19 protein-coding genes are annotated in these 15,277 nt (G+C 45.7%); all 19 read right to left on the bottom strand.

Going from position 1 to position 15,277, the window contains the following annotated elements:
* Positions 1–18 precede the first annotated feature (18 nt).
* Genes flhB through fliF form a run of 19 tightly spaced genes read right to left on the bottom strand, consistent with a single transcriptional unit; the run spans position 19 to position 15,267 of the window.
* Positions 19–1,101 (bottom strand): flagellar biosynthesis protein FlhB, encoded by a 1,083-nt coding sequence (flhB, locus tag HT574_RS03155; RefSeq protein ID WP_175243426.1) that lies wholly within the window; start codon positions 1,099–1,101, stop codon positions 19–21.
* The gene (fliR, locus tag HT574_RS03150; protein ID WP_175243425.1) at positions 1,102–1,875 is read right to left on the bottom strand and encodes a flagellar biosynthetic protein FliR; all 774 of its coding nucleotides are present in this window, start codon (positions 1,873–1,875) and stop codon (positions 1,102–1,104) included.
* Between the two features lie 6 nt (positions 1,876–1,881).
* The gene (gene fliQ, locus HT574_RS03145; protein WP_175243779.1) at positions 1,882–2,151 is read right to left on the bottom strand and encodes a flagellar biosynthesis protein FliQ; all 270 of its coding nucleotides are present in this window, start codon (positions 2,149–2,151) and stop codon (positions 1,882–1,884) included.
* Positions 2,152–2,165: 14 nt separating this feature from the next.
* Positions 2,166–2,834, bottom strand: a complete 669-nt coding sequence (gene fliP, locus HT574_RS03140; RefSeq protein ID WP_175243424.1) for a flagellar type III secretion system pore protein FliP — start codon at positions 2,832–2,834, stop codon at positions 2,166–2,168.
* The gene (gene fliZ / locus HT574_RS03135; protein ID WP_175243423.1) at positions 2,827–3,498 is read right to left on the bottom strand and encodes a flagella biosynthesis regulatory protein FliZ; all 672 of its coding nucleotides are present in this window, start codon (positions 3,496–3,498) and stop codon (positions 2,827–2,829) included. The genes fliP and fliZ overlap by 8 nt, the downstream gene beginning before the upstream one ends.
* A gap of 19 nt (positions 3,499–3,517) precedes the next feature.
* Positions 3,518–3,877 (bottom strand): response regulator, encoded by a 360-nt coding sequence (locus HT574_RS03130; RefSeq protein ID WP_017437076.1) that lies wholly within the window; start codon positions 3,875–3,877, stop codon positions 3,518–3,520.
* 22 nt (positions 3,878–3,899) lie between these two features.
* On the bottom strand, positions 3,900–5,117 hold the full coding sequence (gene fliY, locus HT574_RS03125; RefSeq protein ID WP_175243778.1) for a flagellar motor switch phosphatase FliY: 1,218 nt from the start codon (positions 5,115–5,117) through the stop codon (positions 3,900–3,902).
* Positions 5,107–6,111, bottom strand: coding sequence for a flagellar motor switch protein FliM (gene fliM, locus HT574_RS03120; protein ID WP_175243422.1), 1,005 nt, complete (start codon positions 6,109–6,111; stop codon positions 5,107–5,109). Before fliM ends, fliY begins: the two co-directional genes overlap by 11 nt.
* A 28-nt stretch (positions 6,112–6,139) precedes the next feature.
* Entirely contained in the window at positions 6,140–6,568 is a 429-nt protein-coding gene (gene fliL, locus HT574_RS03115) for a flagellar basal body-associated protein FliL (protein ID WP_175243421.1), read from the bottom strand.
* Positions 6,555–6,782: a flagellar FlbD family protein gene (locus tag HT574_RS03110; protein WP_017437080.1), complete on the bottom strand. Its 228-nt coding sequence runs from the start codon at positions 6,780–6,782 to the stop codon at positions 6,555–6,557. The genes fliL and HT574_RS03110 overlap by 14 nt, the downstream gene beginning before the upstream one ends.
* 46 nt (positions 6,783–6,828) lie before the next feature.
* Complete coding sequence (locus HT574_RS03105) at positions 6,829–7,878, bottom strand: flagellar basal-body rod protein FlgG (RefSeq protein WP_175243420.1); 1,050 nt, start codon at positions 7,876–7,878, stop codon at positions 6,829–6,831.
* Between the two features lie 20 nt (positions 7,879–7,898).
* Positions 7,899–8,324: a flagellar hook assembly protein FlgD gene (gene flgD, locus HT574_RS03100; RefSeq protein WP_175243419.1), complete on the bottom strand. Its 426-nt coding sequence runs from the start codon at positions 8,322–8,324 to the stop codon at positions 7,899–7,901.
* 12 nt (positions 8,325–8,336) lie between these two features.
* The gene (locus HT574_RS20315) at positions 8,337–9,530 is read right to left on the bottom strand and encodes a flagellar hook-length control protein FliK (protein ID WP_175243418.1); all 1,194 of its coding nucleotides are present in this window, start codon (positions 9,528–9,530) and stop codon (positions 8,337–8,339) included.
* Complete coding sequence (locus HT574_RS03090; protein WP_175243417.1) at positions 9,527–10,144, bottom strand: MotE family protein; 618 nt, start codon at positions 10,142–10,144, stop codon at positions 9,527–9,529. Before HT574_RS03090 ends, HT574_RS20315 begins: the two co-directional genes overlap by 4 nt.
* Positions 10,145–10,148: 4 nt before the next feature.
* Positions 10,149–10,592, bottom strand: coding sequence for a flagellar export protein FliJ (gene fliJ / locus HT574_RS03085; RefSeq protein ID WP_175243416.1), 444 nt, complete (start codon positions 10,590–10,592; stop codon positions 10,149–10,151).
* A gap of 5 nt (positions 10,593–10,597) precedes the next feature.
* Positions 10,598–11,914 (bottom strand): flagellar protein export ATPase FliI, encoded by a 1,317-nt coding sequence (gene fliI / locus HT574_RS03080; RefSeq protein WP_175243777.1) that lies wholly within the window; start codon positions 11,912–11,914, stop codon positions 10,598–10,600.
* On the bottom strand, positions 11,892–12,674 hold the full coding sequence (gene fliH, locus HT574_RS03075) for a flagellar assembly protein FliH (protein ID WP_175243415.1): 783 nt from the start codon (positions 12,672–12,674) through the stop codon (positions 11,892–11,894). Before fliH ends, fliI begins: the two co-directional genes overlap by 23 nt.
* Positions 12,658–13,677 (bottom strand): flagellar motor switch protein FliG, encoded by a 1,020-nt coding sequence (gene fliG / locus HT574_RS03070; protein ID WP_175243414.1) that lies wholly within the window; start codon positions 13,675–13,677, stop codon positions 12,658–12,660. Before fliG ends, fliH begins: the two co-directional genes overlap by 17 nt.
* Before the next feature lie 12 nt (positions 13,678–13,689).
* Positions 13,690–15,267 (bottom strand): flagellar basal-body MS-ring/collar protein FliF, encoded by a 1,578-nt coding sequence (fliF, locus tag HT574_RS03065; RefSeq protein WP_175243413.1) that lies wholly within the window; start codon positions 15,265–15,267, stop codon positions 13,690–13,692.
* Between the last annotated feature and the right edge of the window lie 10 nt (positions 15,268–15,277).

The following is a 15,277-nucleotide window of genomic DNA, read 5'->3' as shown; positions in this document are numbered from 1 at the left end:
CATGTTCTCTCCTTACTGCTAAACTTTTCGCTTCAAGCGGTACACGTATGCTAAAATTTCCGCTACCGCTTTGAAAAATTCTTGCGGAATCATGTCGCCAATTTCCGTTTGCCGATACAACGCTTGGGCAAGCGGACGATTTTCTACGGTCACGACATCATGCTCTTTTGCTAGTTGTTTGATTTTTAGCGCCACATAATCCGCCCCTTTCGCTACGACCATCGGCGCATCCATTTTTCCGTCTTCATACTTCAACGCGACGGCGTAATGGGTCGGGTTGGTGATGACTACATCGGCCCTCGGCACTTCCTGCATCATTCTTTTCATCGCCATTTCCCGCTGTTTTTGCTTCATTTTTGATTTAATTAGCGGGTCTCCTTCTGTCTTTTTGTATTCATCTCTAATATCCTGCTTGGACATGCGAATATTTTTCTCAAAGTCAAAACGTTGGTACAAGTAATCGAAGATAGCAAGAAACAACAGCGCCACAGAGGCATAAAGCCCCATTTTTACCGTTAAACTAGCTAACGAGCTTAATGTCGCGCTTAACGATTTCGTGGTCAACGACAAAATATGATCGAGCTGAAGCCATAACAAAGCAAATGTCACCATTCCAACAATGCCAATTTTTAGAAACGATTTTAACAGCTCTACTACTGCACGCAATGAGATAATCCTCTTCAGACCTTGGATCGGATTAAGCCTGTTCCAGTCCATTTTTAAAGGCTCCGTCGTAAATAAAAACCCTACTTGCAAAAAATTAGCTAAACAGGCGGCAACAACCGCTGCGCAAAAAACAGGAGCGATGATCAATGCCGTGTTTTTTAACCAGTTGATAAAAAGAAGATGAACCGAATCGATCGTTAAATCAGCACGGGCGTATTGCTTAAATGATTGGGACAACAAATGCAGCATTTTTTCTTTATAGTACGTTCCGGAAAAGAATAAAACGAGAAATACAACAAGCATGACCATCGCGGTATTGATGTCGGCGCTTTTCGCCACTTGCCCTTTTTCCCGCACTTCCTGCCGTTTCCGCGGTGTCGCTTTTTCCGTTTTTTCCTCGGCAAAAAACTGCAAATCAAGGCGCAATCCGTTCATTTATGTGCCTCCTAAAAGCCGCATCAGCTCGCGCATCGATACAAACATCACATCAAACAAATGGCGGACGGCGATAAACAACGCCGCCATTGTTGCGACGAATAAAATCAATGCCACAACGATTTTTACCGGAAACCCGACGACGAAAATATTCAGTTGCGGCACGGTGCGGGCAACGATGCCGAGCGCCACATCGACTAAAAATAAACAGCCGACGAGCGGAACAGACATTTGAAAAGCGATGGCAAACATCATGCCAAACGATTTAACGATGTATGGAACGACATGGCTATCAGCAAACCGCGGCCACTGGTCAAGCGGAATAAATTGATAACTGTAAAAGATGCCATCGAGCAGAAGATGATGTCCGTTGACGGAAAGCAATAACAGTAAGGCAAACGTATACAAATATTGCCCCATTAGCGGACTTTGCGCTCCTGTCTGCGGGTCGATGACATTGGCAATCGCAAATCCCATTTGAAAATCAATCAATCCGCCGACAATCTGAACCACCGCCATAATCATATAAGCAAACAAGCCAATCCCGAGACCAACGAGCACTTCTTTTAGCACTAACAATACATACATTTCGTCTATAGCAACCGTTGGCTGCGAAATGGCAAAAAATATGATCCAGCTAAAGAAAAAAGATAATCCAATTTTATGTACGTTCGGAATCGTTCGATACGAAAACAGCGGCAAGGTAGCAAAAAAGGAAGCAACGCGCGCAAACACCAGCAAAAACGCCGGAAAATGCAACAGTAATGGTTCCATCGTGCATCAGCCTATAAATTGTGTTAAATTGTTTAAAATATCATGGGCGTAAGACACCATTTTTGACAGCATCCACGGCCCGAAAAAAACAAGCCCAACAAGGACAGCGACAATTTTCGGAACAAACGCCAACGTCTGCTCCTGAATTTGCGTCGTTGCCTGAAAAATGCTAATGATCAGCCCAACCGCCAATGATAATAAAAGCAGCGGCCCGCAGACAATTAAAATCATGTACACTCCTTGTTCGGCAATCCGAATCACAAAATCGGTACTCATCATTGCCACCCACTTTACTGAAAGCTTTCTAGCAGTGATTTCACAACTAAATACCAGCCATCAACAAGCACAAACAATAAAATTTTAAACGGCAACGATATCATGACAGGAGGGAGCATCATCATCCCCATCGACATCAGGACGCTAGCGACTATCATATCGATGACGAGAAATGGTATAAAAATCATAAATCCCATTTGAAATCCCGTTTTCAATTCGCTGATCGCAAATGCTGGAACAAGCGTCGTCAGCGGAATATCTTGCACCGTTTTCGGCTTTTTGGCGCCGCTATACGATAAAAACAGCGCCAAATCCTTTTGCCGGGTATGCTTGCTCATAAACTCCTTCATCGGCACAGACGCTCGTTCGTACGCCTGTTCCAAATTAATCTTTTCAGAGAATAACGGCTGCAGTGCTTGATCATTGATTTCTTTAAACGTCGGCGCCATGATAAAAAACGTCAAAAACAGCGCTAAGCCAACGAGTACTTGATTAGGCGGCATTTGCTGCGTTCCGAGCGATGTGCGGACGAACGACAACACGATCACAATGCGTATAAAACATGTCATCATGATTAAAATGCCAGGAGCAATAGACAATACGGTTAACAGCAGCAGCAGCTTAACCGATATGGATACATGTTCAGGAGCAACCTCATTAAACATGCTCATTAATTCATTCATCCAATGTCGATCCCTTCTGTTTCATCTGCTCCAACAATTGTTTTCGTTTCACGGATAGCTCCTGCATTTCTTTTAGCAGCATGTTGCGAAACCGATCATTAGCCCCGTTTGACTGCTTCCGTTTATCCGCTAAATAATCGCGCAGCCGTGCTCCTCCCCATTTGCCCGGTTCGAGCATGTGCTCGAGCCGCTCGTTATGCAGCGCTAAAATTTCTTTCATTTCGTCCTCTTCGGCAATCTCGCACAATAGCTGAATCGATTCGCCGACGCCAATGACAAGAATGCGGTTTCCGACCTTGATTAGCTGGACAGAGCGGTTCGCGCCGACGCTTGTCCCGCCAAGATGCTCAATCACTCCCTTTTTTCCAGGAAGCAGCTGGCCGCGGTGGTAAAGAAATTTTAGCAGCCCGCAAATTAAGGCAATCACCAGCAGCGTTGCTCCGATTAAGCGGACAATGTCCCAAATGGAAAAAGGCGATGGCTGTGCTTGTTCAGTCGGCGCCGCTTTGCTTTTCGGCGAATTTGCCGGTTGGTCGCATAAGCTAGGACGCTGCAGACATTCTTTTACCGTCGGCGGCTGCTGCGCGAAAGCAGGAAAACCTGTTTGCGCAGCGGCCGCGATGATAAGGCATAGACATAATAAAATGACCCGTGACGGAAACAAATGTATTCCACCTCTTACATCAGCCGAGTGTTTTATTGATTGCTTCGATAACGCGGTCGGCTTGGAACGGCTTGACGACAAAATCTTTCGCCCCCGCTTGAATCGCGTCAATAACCATTGCCTGCTGCCCCATTGCCGAACACATAATCACTTTGGCGTTGCTGTCAATTTTTTTAATCTCTCGTAAGGCGGTAATGCCATCCATCTCTGGCATCGTAATATCCATCGTGACGATATCCGGACGGGTTTCCTTGTATTTTTCAATCGCCTGCCGTCCATCCGCCGCTTCCGCTACTACTTCGTGCCCATTTTTCGTTAAAATGTCTTTAATCATCATTCTCATAAATGCTGCGTCATCTACCACTAATATTCTGGCCATTTCCTATAAACCTCCTAAACGACTATTTTAATCTTTTTAAACGATCGCTTGGGCTAATGATATCGGTCACGCGAACACCAAAATTTTCGTCAATCACGACCACTTCTCCTTTAGCGATTAACTTATTATTGACCAATATATCGACGGGTTCCCCAGCCAGTTTATCCAATTCAATAATCGATCCGGCCGATAAATGCAAAATTTCCTGGACGGAGCGCTTCGTCCGCCCTAATTCGACCGTTACTTGCAACGGAACATCGAGAAGCAGCGATAAATTTTTCACCTCTGCTTCCGCTGGCGGGGAAGGTTCAAATTCGGCAAAATCGGCTGTTTGAATGTTCCGCACCGTTGTTTTCCCGCTTCCGGCAAAACGGCTGGAATGCGATGCAATGGACCGTTCCGCATCATGATGGGAATAAGAAGCCGCTGTGCCGTCAGCATAATGGACCGAAGGGACTGGCTGCGTGCGGCCTGTCTCTTCCGTTTTCCATTGCGGTGCTTTTTCTTCCCCTGCGTTATCCTTTTGCACTGCATATAAGACGCCCTCGGAAGGATCTTTTTCATGGCCGTCAGGCTGAAGGAGCTGTTGTACAATCTCTTTTGCGAAATCGACAGGCAATAGCTGCATAATGTTCGAATCTACTAAGCTGCCAATTTTCAAGCGAAACGAAACTTTAATCAATATCTCTTCATCCGGTAAATACTCAAGCCCTTCCCCTTCCTTTATGTCCAGCAAATGAATAGTCGGGGGAGAAATATCGACTCGTTTTCCAAAAACGGTCGACATCGATGTTGCTGCCGAACCCATCATTTGGTTCATTGCTTCCTGCACCGCGCTTAACTGGATTTCTCCTAAAGAGACGCTTGTGCTTTTCCCGTCCCCGCCTAGCATCAAATCGGCAATGATCGCCGCATCATCCTGTTTGATAACCAGCAGGTTCGTCCCCAAAAACCCCTCCGTATAATTCACTTGAATCGCTACATACGGCATTGGAAATTCATCGGCTACATTTTTCCGTTCAATAATGGAGACGCTTGGCGTCGTAATTTCCACCTTTTGATTTAACAGCATCGACAGCGCTGTCGCCGAGCTTCCAAACGAAATGTTGCCAATTTCCCCGAGCGCATCTTGTTCTAATGGGGACAATATGTCCGCTAATGCTGGAAGGCTGTCGGTTTCGCCTACTCCGCGCAGCAGCGCATCGATTTCATCTTGCGATAGCATGCCATCATTCATCATCGTCATTTTCGTCCCCCTTAACCGTACCTAAAATTTGAACCGCCAGCTTTTTATTTCTCTTCCCCGGCTGTCCAATAAATTTTGGAATATCACCGACTTTCACTAAAAGCGGCTGGTGAATCGACTGCGCAAGCTCAATGACATCGCCGACTTCGAGCTGCAAAAATTCTTCAATCGTAATCGCTGCCGTGCCAAGCTCGACAATAATCGGCAGCTTCGCCAAACGAATCCGCTCCTCAAGCGCTTTTTCTTCCTCCGGAGAACTTTCTTTTTTTTGCGTTTGCATCCAATAATGAACCGATAATCTTGGCATAATCGGCTCGAGCACGACGTGCGGTATGCAAATATTCATCATCCCGCTCGCTTCGCCGATTTGTGTGTTTAACGAAATAACGACCACCGTATCATTCGGCGATATCATTTGTAAAAACTGCGGGTTTACTTCGAAATCGGCTAAAACGGGATTGATGTCGGCCACCGATTCCCAGGCATCGCGCAAATTGGCAAACGCTTTATCAAACAGATTGGACATGATCCGCGTTTCAATTTCCGTCAAGTTATCTACTTTATTCATGCTTGTTCCTCTGCCGCCCATCACGCGGTCAAGCATGGCATACGCGATATTTGGATTTACTTCCATCAAGATATGCCCGTTCAGCGGCGGAACTTCAAAAACGTTGATGATCGTCATTTTTGGAATGGAGCGGATAAACTCCTCATACGGAATTTGATCGGCAGATGCCACTGATATTTGCACATACGTGCGCAACTGGGCGGAGAAAAACGTTGTTAATAATCTAGCAAAATTTTCGTGAATGCGCGTCAAACTGCGAATTTGGTCTTTCGAAAAACGAAGCGCCCGCTTAAAATCATAGACTTTGACACGTCTGCCTTCTTCTTCTTTTTTTAATTCTTCCGCGCTCATTTCCCCAGTGGACAACGCCGCTAAAAGCGCGTCTATTTCGCTTTGCGACAATACTTCCCCATTCGTCATTATGATCGTTCCCCCCTTGCGGTACAGGCTATTGGAGGATAAAGGAGGTAATATATACTTGCTCTACTTTTCCTTCTTGCATGACTTGGTTAATTTGCTGTTTTAACCGCTCCTCTAACGCGATCATTCCTTTTTTTCCTTTAAAGTTTTCCGCCTTCATTTCGGCAAGTTCTTCGATAATGATGTTTTTAATTTGAAAATCGCGTTTTTCTGCTTCTTCCTTGCCATCTTTGCTGTCGGTTTGAATTTTAAAGGAAACTTTTACATAGCTTCCGTCTGCCAGATTGGTTGTAATGTCCGGAATATCGAATGAACTTTTGACAATTTCATCCACACTTGGTGCTCCTGTTTCTTTTTGACCGGTCAGTTTCATCACCGCGATTAGCGCTACTGTACCGATGAGAGCAATCACCACAAGGATAGTGACCATCGTTTTAACTAATTTATTGCTTTTCACTGTCGGATCCTCCTAAATCTCGCGGTAAACGAAACACCGCGGCTTGCCGATAAAAATCGCTGACTAAATCAACAACCTCCTGTACGGATTCGCGGACAACAAATCTTTTTCCATTCGTTAGTGTAACTGTCGTATCCGGAAATGCCTCGACTTGTTCAATATAAAGCGCATTTAGCACAAACTTTTTGCCATTGAGCCTAGTCAGTGTAATCATGTATGTATTAGGGTACTAGATGGCAGCTAGTACCCTCCCCCCTTCGCTATTTCTTCAAGTTGACAAGCTCCTGCAAAATTTCATCCGATGTCGTAATAATGCGGGCATTTGCCTGGAAGCCGCGCTGGGCGACAATCATTTCCGTGAATTCTTCAGAAAGGTCGACGTTGGACATTTCCAGAGCGCCTGATTGGATAGTACCAATACCAGAAGCGCCGGCAAAGTTTAATATTGGCGTGCCGGAGTTCGGAGTATCTTTGTATAGATTTGCTCCATTTTTTTCTAATCCACCGTTGTTAGGAAACTTAGCCAAAACAAGCTGCCCAGCCCATCTTAATGTTCCAAACTGGTCAACATATGTGATCGTACCGTCTTGGCCAATGCTTACGCTTTGAGCGTCAGTCGGGATTTTAATTGGCTTGTATTCAATATTAATTTTAGGTTTGTTAGTGCTAGTAGAATTGTTAGTACCATTAAAAGTCGCGCTTCCTGGAAGGGTAATTTCAACACTTTTACCATTTGTTGTTGCATCCGTATAGGTAGGCGGATTTTGGCTAAAATCAAACTGACCTTTGATGTCTGATGGTGTAGGACTTAGCGTAACATTACTAATTGAATTAGCAGATCCTGAACCGTCTGGATCATAAGTGCCTGTTTCATAGGCTGCAAACCCAACTACATAATAACCGTCACTTGTTACTAAATATCCGTCTTTATCTAAATAAAAATTCCCAGCCCTCGTATAACGTACGTTAGTAAAATTAGCTTTATCAGCGGATTCAGCAACTTGAAAAAACCCATCTCCGGAAATTGCTAAATCGAGTACACGGCCTGTTGTTTGCGTGCTGCCGGTTGTATGAACCGTATCAATCGCGGCTAATTGCGAGCCTAATCCCACTTGACGAGGGTTTGTCCCCCCTCGTCCCTCACTTGGCCCGCTTGCTCCGGAGAGCGTTTGACTAATTAAATCCTGGAAAATCGTTCTTCCCTTTTTAAATCCATATGTATTGACATTTGCAATGTTGTTGCCAATGACATCTAATTTCGTTTGGAAATTTCTCATGGCACCAATTCCGGAATACATCGAACGAAGCATCGCAATCCTCTCCCTTTCATTTATTTAGATTCTACTTTCACGACAAGGCTTGCTTCGACTGTTGCGCCATTATCCAACTCTAGAAAAATTTGACTATCTTTTTGCGACACCGATTTCACGATCCCGCTTTTCATGTTTCCATCTTCTTGCCAATATACATTTTTGCCAATCCATTCACTGTAGCGAAGCAGCGCTTGATTATTTTGCGTCTGCATAAACCGTTCGAACATGCTTGAAATATTGATCATTTGTTCAAGCGACGAAAACGTCGCCATTTGCGCAATAAAGTCTTTATCTTCCATCGGGTTTAGCGGATCTTGGTTTTGCAATTGGGCAAGCAATATTTTTAAAAAATCATCTTTTCCTAATATTTGATTTCCCGTCTTTCGTTCGGGAGGCTTATAGCTATCTAGCAGCAAGCTGGCATCAATGCCATTTGTCTCCATCTTTCTCCCCTCCTATGCTTCCGCATCCAACATTTCCACAGTGAAATGGGAAAGCGGCTGTCTTTTCAGTTTCTCTTCTTTTCGCTGCTGTTGTTGTTTTTGTCCTTGTTCCTGCCCTCCTTGATAAAATCTAGGGGTATAGTGGTGTTCCGTCCATACGTTCCATTTCTCGACCGTTATATGCTGGGTGTCCAATATTTGATAGAGCTGCGGCAAATTGGCGTTCAGCAGCGCTTTGGCGGAATCGGTCGATACGATAAGCTTGGCGGTCAATGCTCCTTGTTCCCGCACCATCTTTACCGTCAATGTTCCTAAATGCTCCGGATGAAGGTGAATGACTAGCTGCGCATTTCCATTTTGAAAGCGGGTAAAGCGGCCTGACTGAAGCACATTCGCCAGTCGCTGGAGAAACGGTTCGCTTGCCTTTTGTTCCGGCAGTGTTTGCTCCACTGTAATTACCGGAATGTTGTCCTTCGACGTTCCCATCGTTCCATTCGGCGGCAACATCGGAAACAGCGGTGTAAAGTCCTGCCTTTCTACATTGCGCACAGCCGTTATTGAAGAAGAAATATCTCTATTGAAATGAGACGAAAAGGAAAATGGATGCTGGAACAGCGATCTTTCTAGTTTTCTGCCGTTATAGGAAGCTCCTTCCCCTTTCTTTTCCTGCGCCAAAAATTTTTTCAGCCATTCTTGCCAAACTGCTTGTCCATCTTTCGCTCCTGTGCTTTCTGACATGATGCCGTTTTGCAATAATGGCTGGACCAAATCTTTTATCCGTTCATCTGCTGTCATGCTGTGGATTTGTTCCATTAGCTTGTTTTGATCCTTGCCGTTATTGATTTGCCGAATGAGTGACGCAATCATTTCTTTATTTCTGATAAGATGATGGGCATCGCCGGGAAAAGACGGCAAAGGGGTCGCTTTCTCGTCTCCTGTCATGCCGTTAAGCAGAAAAAGAAGATATACCGCCCATTCTTCCATCCCGCTTTGGCGGACTGCACCTTTTTCACCTTCAGCCGATGGAGAACGTTTTTCTGACAGAGCTGCATTTTCCACTTTATCTTTTGCATCCGCTTTGACTGTGGCAAGCAGCTGCTGAAACAGGCTCCATTCCCCTTTTTTTTCCGCCAGTTTTGCAGCGGATTTTTCCGCTGATCCTGTCATGGATTGTCCTAATGGTGGAAGGTTCGCTGCAATTTTCACCGGGCCGCCCCCTCTGCTAGTTGATTTTCTTCCGCGCGTCTTGTCAGCATAGACGTATATTTGGCTGCCTGATCAAGCGGCATTTTTTCTAAAATTGCCGCCGCTTTGTCGCTGTCTAATGCTGACAAAATCGTGAGCACGTCGCTTTCCGACATCGTAGCCAAAATTGATGCAGCGTTTTTCTCTGACATGGTGCTATATATATTTACAACGTCTTCCATTGTGACTGTTTCGCCCTCGGCCGCTGCCTCTTCCTCAAATGGCTTTGCCTGTTGTTGCTGTAAATATTCCAGCTCTTGTTTCAATTGATCCACTTCTTGCTGTTTCGCCGACAATTTATTTTCCAGGCTGCGGATTCGTTTCTTTTGTTGGGCAATCATTTCGTTTTGCTTCTCAATCGTCGCTCCTAATTTCTTTTGCGTCTTTTGCACATCAATATATTGCGAGATGATCGGGATGTTGTTGCTGTATGTCTTTACCGCGTCCATCACATTTACACCGGCAATCGCCATGATGACAACCGCTAATGTGATCGCAAACAATGCCGGGATGACAACGATGAATAAAAACCATTGCAGTCTGCTCTCTTTCTCTATTTCCTGGTTTCTTTTCATCTTCTTAATCTCCCCGATATGTAAAGCGTTGAACAGAAATTTCGTCCATCCATTTGATTTCTGCCATCTTTTCCGCATGCTGAACGGCCTGTATATATTTTTCTTTCATTTTTTCGTACTTTTTTACTTCCATATTAAGCTCGGTCAGTTTTATTTGTTTGCGCTGCATTTGTTCTCTAGCCTGCATCACTAAAACTTGATAATGATGAATCGTTCGCTCTAGACTGGCAATATACTGTTGAAAATGGCGGATGTCTTGAACGGACAGCCCTAATTGCAGTTTTTGCTTATGTATTTCTTCGTGTTCCTCTTTTTGTTTCAGCAGCTCATATAATTTTTCCGCCGCTTCCTCAAAGCGCCGTACTGCTTCGTCGTATTCCCTCATCGCCAAATTTTTTTCGTTTTCTTTGATCGCCAGCACTTTTTGCAGCTTAAACGCATATCCCATGTTCTTCACCCTGTTTGCACGAGATGAAGCAGCATTTGAATGCTTTCATCCCTCGTCATTTTTTCATGCACATCTTGTTTGCAAAACGACATGATTTTCGGATAAAACCGAATCGCCTCATCAATTTCTTTTGAAGATCCGCGCTTGTACGCCCCTATATTGATTAAGTCCTCCGAATCTATATAAGTGGACAGGAGCTGGCGCAGTTTATCTGCCGCTTGCCGGTGCTCCGGAGCAACAATATGGTTCATCACGCGGCTTACGCTTTTTAATACGTTAATCGCCGGGTACTGCCCTTTATTGGCTAAGTTGCGCTCAAGGACGAAATGACCGTCTAAAATGCCGCGGACCGTATCGGCTATCGGTTCATTCATATCATCACCGTCGACAAGCACCGTATAAAAGGCGGTGATCGTGCCGTACGCGTTTGTCCCTGTGCGCTCCAATAGTTTTGGCAAAACCGCAAATACGGACGGCGTATAGCCTTTTGTTGTCGGCGGTTCGCCGATCGCCAGCCCGATTTCCCTCTGTGCCATCGCCACGCGCGTCACCGAGTCCATCATAAACATGACATCCATTCCTTGGTCGCGGAAATATTCGGCGATTGCGGTAGCGGTATACGCTCCTTTTACGCGCATCAGCGCAGGCTGATCAGAGGTGGCGACAACGACAATCGAGCGCGCCAATCCTTCCGGGCCAAGATCGCGTTCAAGAAATTCACGCACTTCACGCCCGCGTTCGCCAATTAACGCGATCACATTGATATCGGCGTTCGTATGGCGGGCGATCATTCCCATCAGCGTGCTTTTGCCGACGCCAGAACCGGCAAAAATGCCAACGCGCTGCCCTTTGCCGACGGCAAGCAAACTATCAATGAGACGCACTCCAACTTCAATCGGTTCCGTGATCGGCGGCCTTGTAAGCGGATTGGGTGGATTGCGCTCGATGGAAATCGGCTGCAATCCCTGCGGCAATGGGCTGCCGTCAAGAGGAAGCCCAAGCGGGTCAAGCACTTGACCAATTAACGAAGGGCCCACATATACCTGCAGCGGCTTTCCTGTTGCTTCTACCATACACCCCGGTGAAATATGCTGAATGGTCGAAAACGGCATGAGCAATACATGCTGCTCTTTAAACCCGACCACTTCGGCCGCGATCTTTTGTTTTTGTCTGCCACCGCCGACATGAATATAGCAGAGATCGCCAACCGAACTTTCCGGTCCTTTTGCTTCAATCATTAAGCCAATGACGCGCGACACTTTACCAAACCGTTTATACGAATCAAGCTTGTCAATCTCATCAAGGAGAGCTTGCCAGTTCAGTGGACATCCCTTCCTTTATCCGCTCGAACAGCTTCTCTTTTATTTGCGCAAGCTGTGTATCGACACTTGCATCGATGCGCCCGAACGGCGTTTCGACAAGACAGCCATACTCTTGAAGCTCATCGTCTGGATGGATAAATAAATCGACTTCATGTGGAAATAACGATTTTAACTCTTCCTTTTGCCTTGCCACTATTTCATAAGAAAACGGATGGACGTAAATCGTCACTTCCGTTTGCTCGCGGACTTCTTTGAGCACCCGTTTTACAAGCGATAAAAAATAATTAGGATCTTTTTCTAACACCTCACCGATAATGCGCTCCGCCACTTTCATGCCAATACGGAGAATCGTTTCTGCCGATGCGTTGATTTGTTCATAAAATTGCACATTCGCCAATTCGGTAATATGACGGGCTTTTGCGATCAGCTCGTCATAGTTCTGCAGTGCTTCTTGACAGCCTTTTTCGAATCCGTCGTGATATCCTTCCTTCCGCGCTAATTGGACAAGCTGCTCCTTTTCAATGCGCCACTCCTCTTTTTCTTTCAGCACTTGCTGACGCATTGTTTCATAATATTGCTCTGCTTCCTGCCTGATTTGCACTGCTTCCCGTTTCGCTTGCTCCATGACCGCTTCGTGGTCTTCTGGCGGTTCTGCCGTTTCATGCGGTGGTTCATGGAAAATGTGCTTAATTTCAATCGTTTTTTTGCCCATTCGGTTTTGCAGTGACAGCGCCTTAATGACGTTAGACAATGATATCATCCCCTCCTCCGCGGGCAATGACAATCTCTCCTGCTTCTTCGAGGCGGCGGATTACAGCGACAATCCGCGACTGAGCTTCTTCGACATCTCGCAGACGGACAGGACCCATATACTGCATTTCCTCCTTAAACGTTTCGGCCATGCGCGTCGACATATTGCGGAACACAACTTCTTTTACTTCGTCACTCGCTACTTTCAGCGCCAACATTAAATCATTGTTGTCCACTTCGCGAATGACGCGCTGGATCGCGCGATTATCAAGAGTGACAATATCTTCGAAGACAAACATCCGCTTTTTAATTTCTTCGGCCAGTTTCGGATCTTGAATTTCCAGAGCATCGAGAATCGTACGCTCCGTGCTGCGGTCGACTTGATTCAATACTTCAACGACTGCTTCGATGCCGCCTGCCTGCGTATAGTCCTGCACTACGGTTGTCGATAGCCTTCGCTCTAAAATTTGCTCCACTTCGTTAATAATGTCCGGCGAAGTGCTATCCATTAAGGCGATGCGCCGCGCCACGTCAGCCTGCATTTCTTGCGGCAAGGCGGACAAAATCTGCCCGGCCTGTGTAGGTTCCAGATATGAAAGAATAAGTGCAATGGTTTGCGGGTGTTCGTCTTGAATAAAATTTAAAATTTGCATCGGGTCGGCTTTGCGCGCAAAATCGAACGGTCGCACCGTCAAAGCGGATGTGAGCCGGTTGATGATGTTCATCGCTTTCTCCGGACCGAGCGCTTTTTCTAACACTTCTTTCGCATAAGCGATTCCACCTTGGGCAATATAATCCTGTGCCAGTACAATTTGATGAAACTCCTCTAGCACTTCTTCTTTCTCATCCGCTGCTACTTGACGAACATTAGAGATTTCTAACGTCAGCTTCTCAATTTCTTCTTCCGATAAATGTTTATAAACGGAGGCGGAAACATCGGGGCCAAGGGAAATGAGCAGAATCGCTGCCTTTTGTCTGCCCGTCAGCCCCCCTTTTTTGTCACGCTTTGCCATCTGCCGTTCCTCCTACTCTTCCGATAACCACGCTCTTAGCAGCTTTGCAAATTCATCCGGCTTTTCTTTAGCCAGCCGTTCTAACTGTTTGCGACGCATCGTTGCTTCTGTCTCATGCTCTTCATGAATGTCCGGAATTTGCTGCACAACCGGCTGCTCGAACGTTTCTTCTTCCTCTTCTTCCCGGCGCTGGCGCCACAATAAAACGGCCAGAACAATAAGCAGAACAAGCGCTGCGCCACCAGTAATATAGACCCACATCGGAATCGTCTGTTTTGGTTCGGTAAACGTCGGTTTTCCATTGAATTTTTGTACCGAAACAACAACACGGTTATTAATATCTTGATCGGTTAATGTTTGTCCGTACCCTTTATCAATAGAGGTTCTGACAACCGTTCCTAATATTTTTTGAATGTCATTGATCGTCTGCAGCGGCAGCGAATTTGGATTTTTCGGGTCAGGCGGCTCTACCATCACCTGAATGCCTAGATCGCGAATTTTATAGGGACTTTCGACAATATGTTTTTTAATTTTATTCACTTCGTTGTTGATCGTCTCTTCCGTCCGTTCATAATCGCCGTTTGTTTCGCCTGTACCGGCCTGATAGCTCGGCACCTCGTTTTGGCCTGTGCCGGCGATGCCGCCAGGACGGGTACCATTGCCGGAATACGTTTCTTTAATGCGCTGCACGCTTACGGCAATGCCTTCATTATTTTTTTCATCGACAGGGGCGACAAGGTCTTCTTCCCGCTTTTCCTGGGTAAAGTCGACATCCGCCGTTACCGATACGACGACCTTATCCTGTCCCATCATCGTTCCTAACATTTGCTGAACTTGCCGCTGGATATCGCGTTCAATTTGTTTTTTTATTTCTTGCTGGGCGGCAAATGTTGTACCTGTCGAAAATTTTTCATCATTTTTTAAGTCGAAGTACTCAAAAAACTGATTCATAATGACGATATTATCTGTAGGAAGATTAGGGACGCTTTTGGCAACAAGATGGTACAATGCTTTAATTTGCTGATCGCTAAACCGGTATCCCGGTTTTGTTTTCAATACAATCGAAGCGGACGCTTCCCCTTTATCATCGGAAACAAACACGCTCGGCTGCGGAAGATTAATCATTACTTTCGCATCTTCAACGCCGTCAATGCTTTTTATTAAATTGGCGAGCTCATTTTGCATCGCTTTCAGCTTAACCATGTTAAATTCGTTATCCGTCATGCCAAAGCTGGCATTCTTTCCGAAAAAAGAATAATCAATGACGCCGCTGTTTGGTATTCCTTCTGCCGCTAATTCTACTTTTAGCGAGTCGGCCTGCTCTTTTGGCACTTCGATCGTCGTACCGTTATTAGTCACTTGCGATTTAACGCCGCGCTGGTCCAGCGTCGCTTTAATTTGTCCCGCCTCCTGCGGGGTTAAATTGCTGTATAACGGCACAAACTCGGTTCTCGTCGTGAAAAAGACGACGGCGCCGACAGCCGCGATGAAAAGAATAAGGCCGGAAACAGCCATCCATTTTTGTTTTTTTGTTCTCTCTTTCCAAAATAAAGTAAAGCGATTGGTCCATTCCTTTAATTTATTGCTCATATTATTCCCC

The organism is Parageobacillus sp. VR-IP, from assembly GCF_013357975.1.
Taxonomy (GTDB): Bacteria; Bacillota; Bacilli; order Bacillales; family Anoxybacillaceae; genus Saccharococcus; species Saccharococcus caldoxylosilyticus.
The sequence above is the reverse complement of the archived record's forward strand: the minus strand, read 5'-3'. Positions and strand labels throughout refer to the sequence as shown.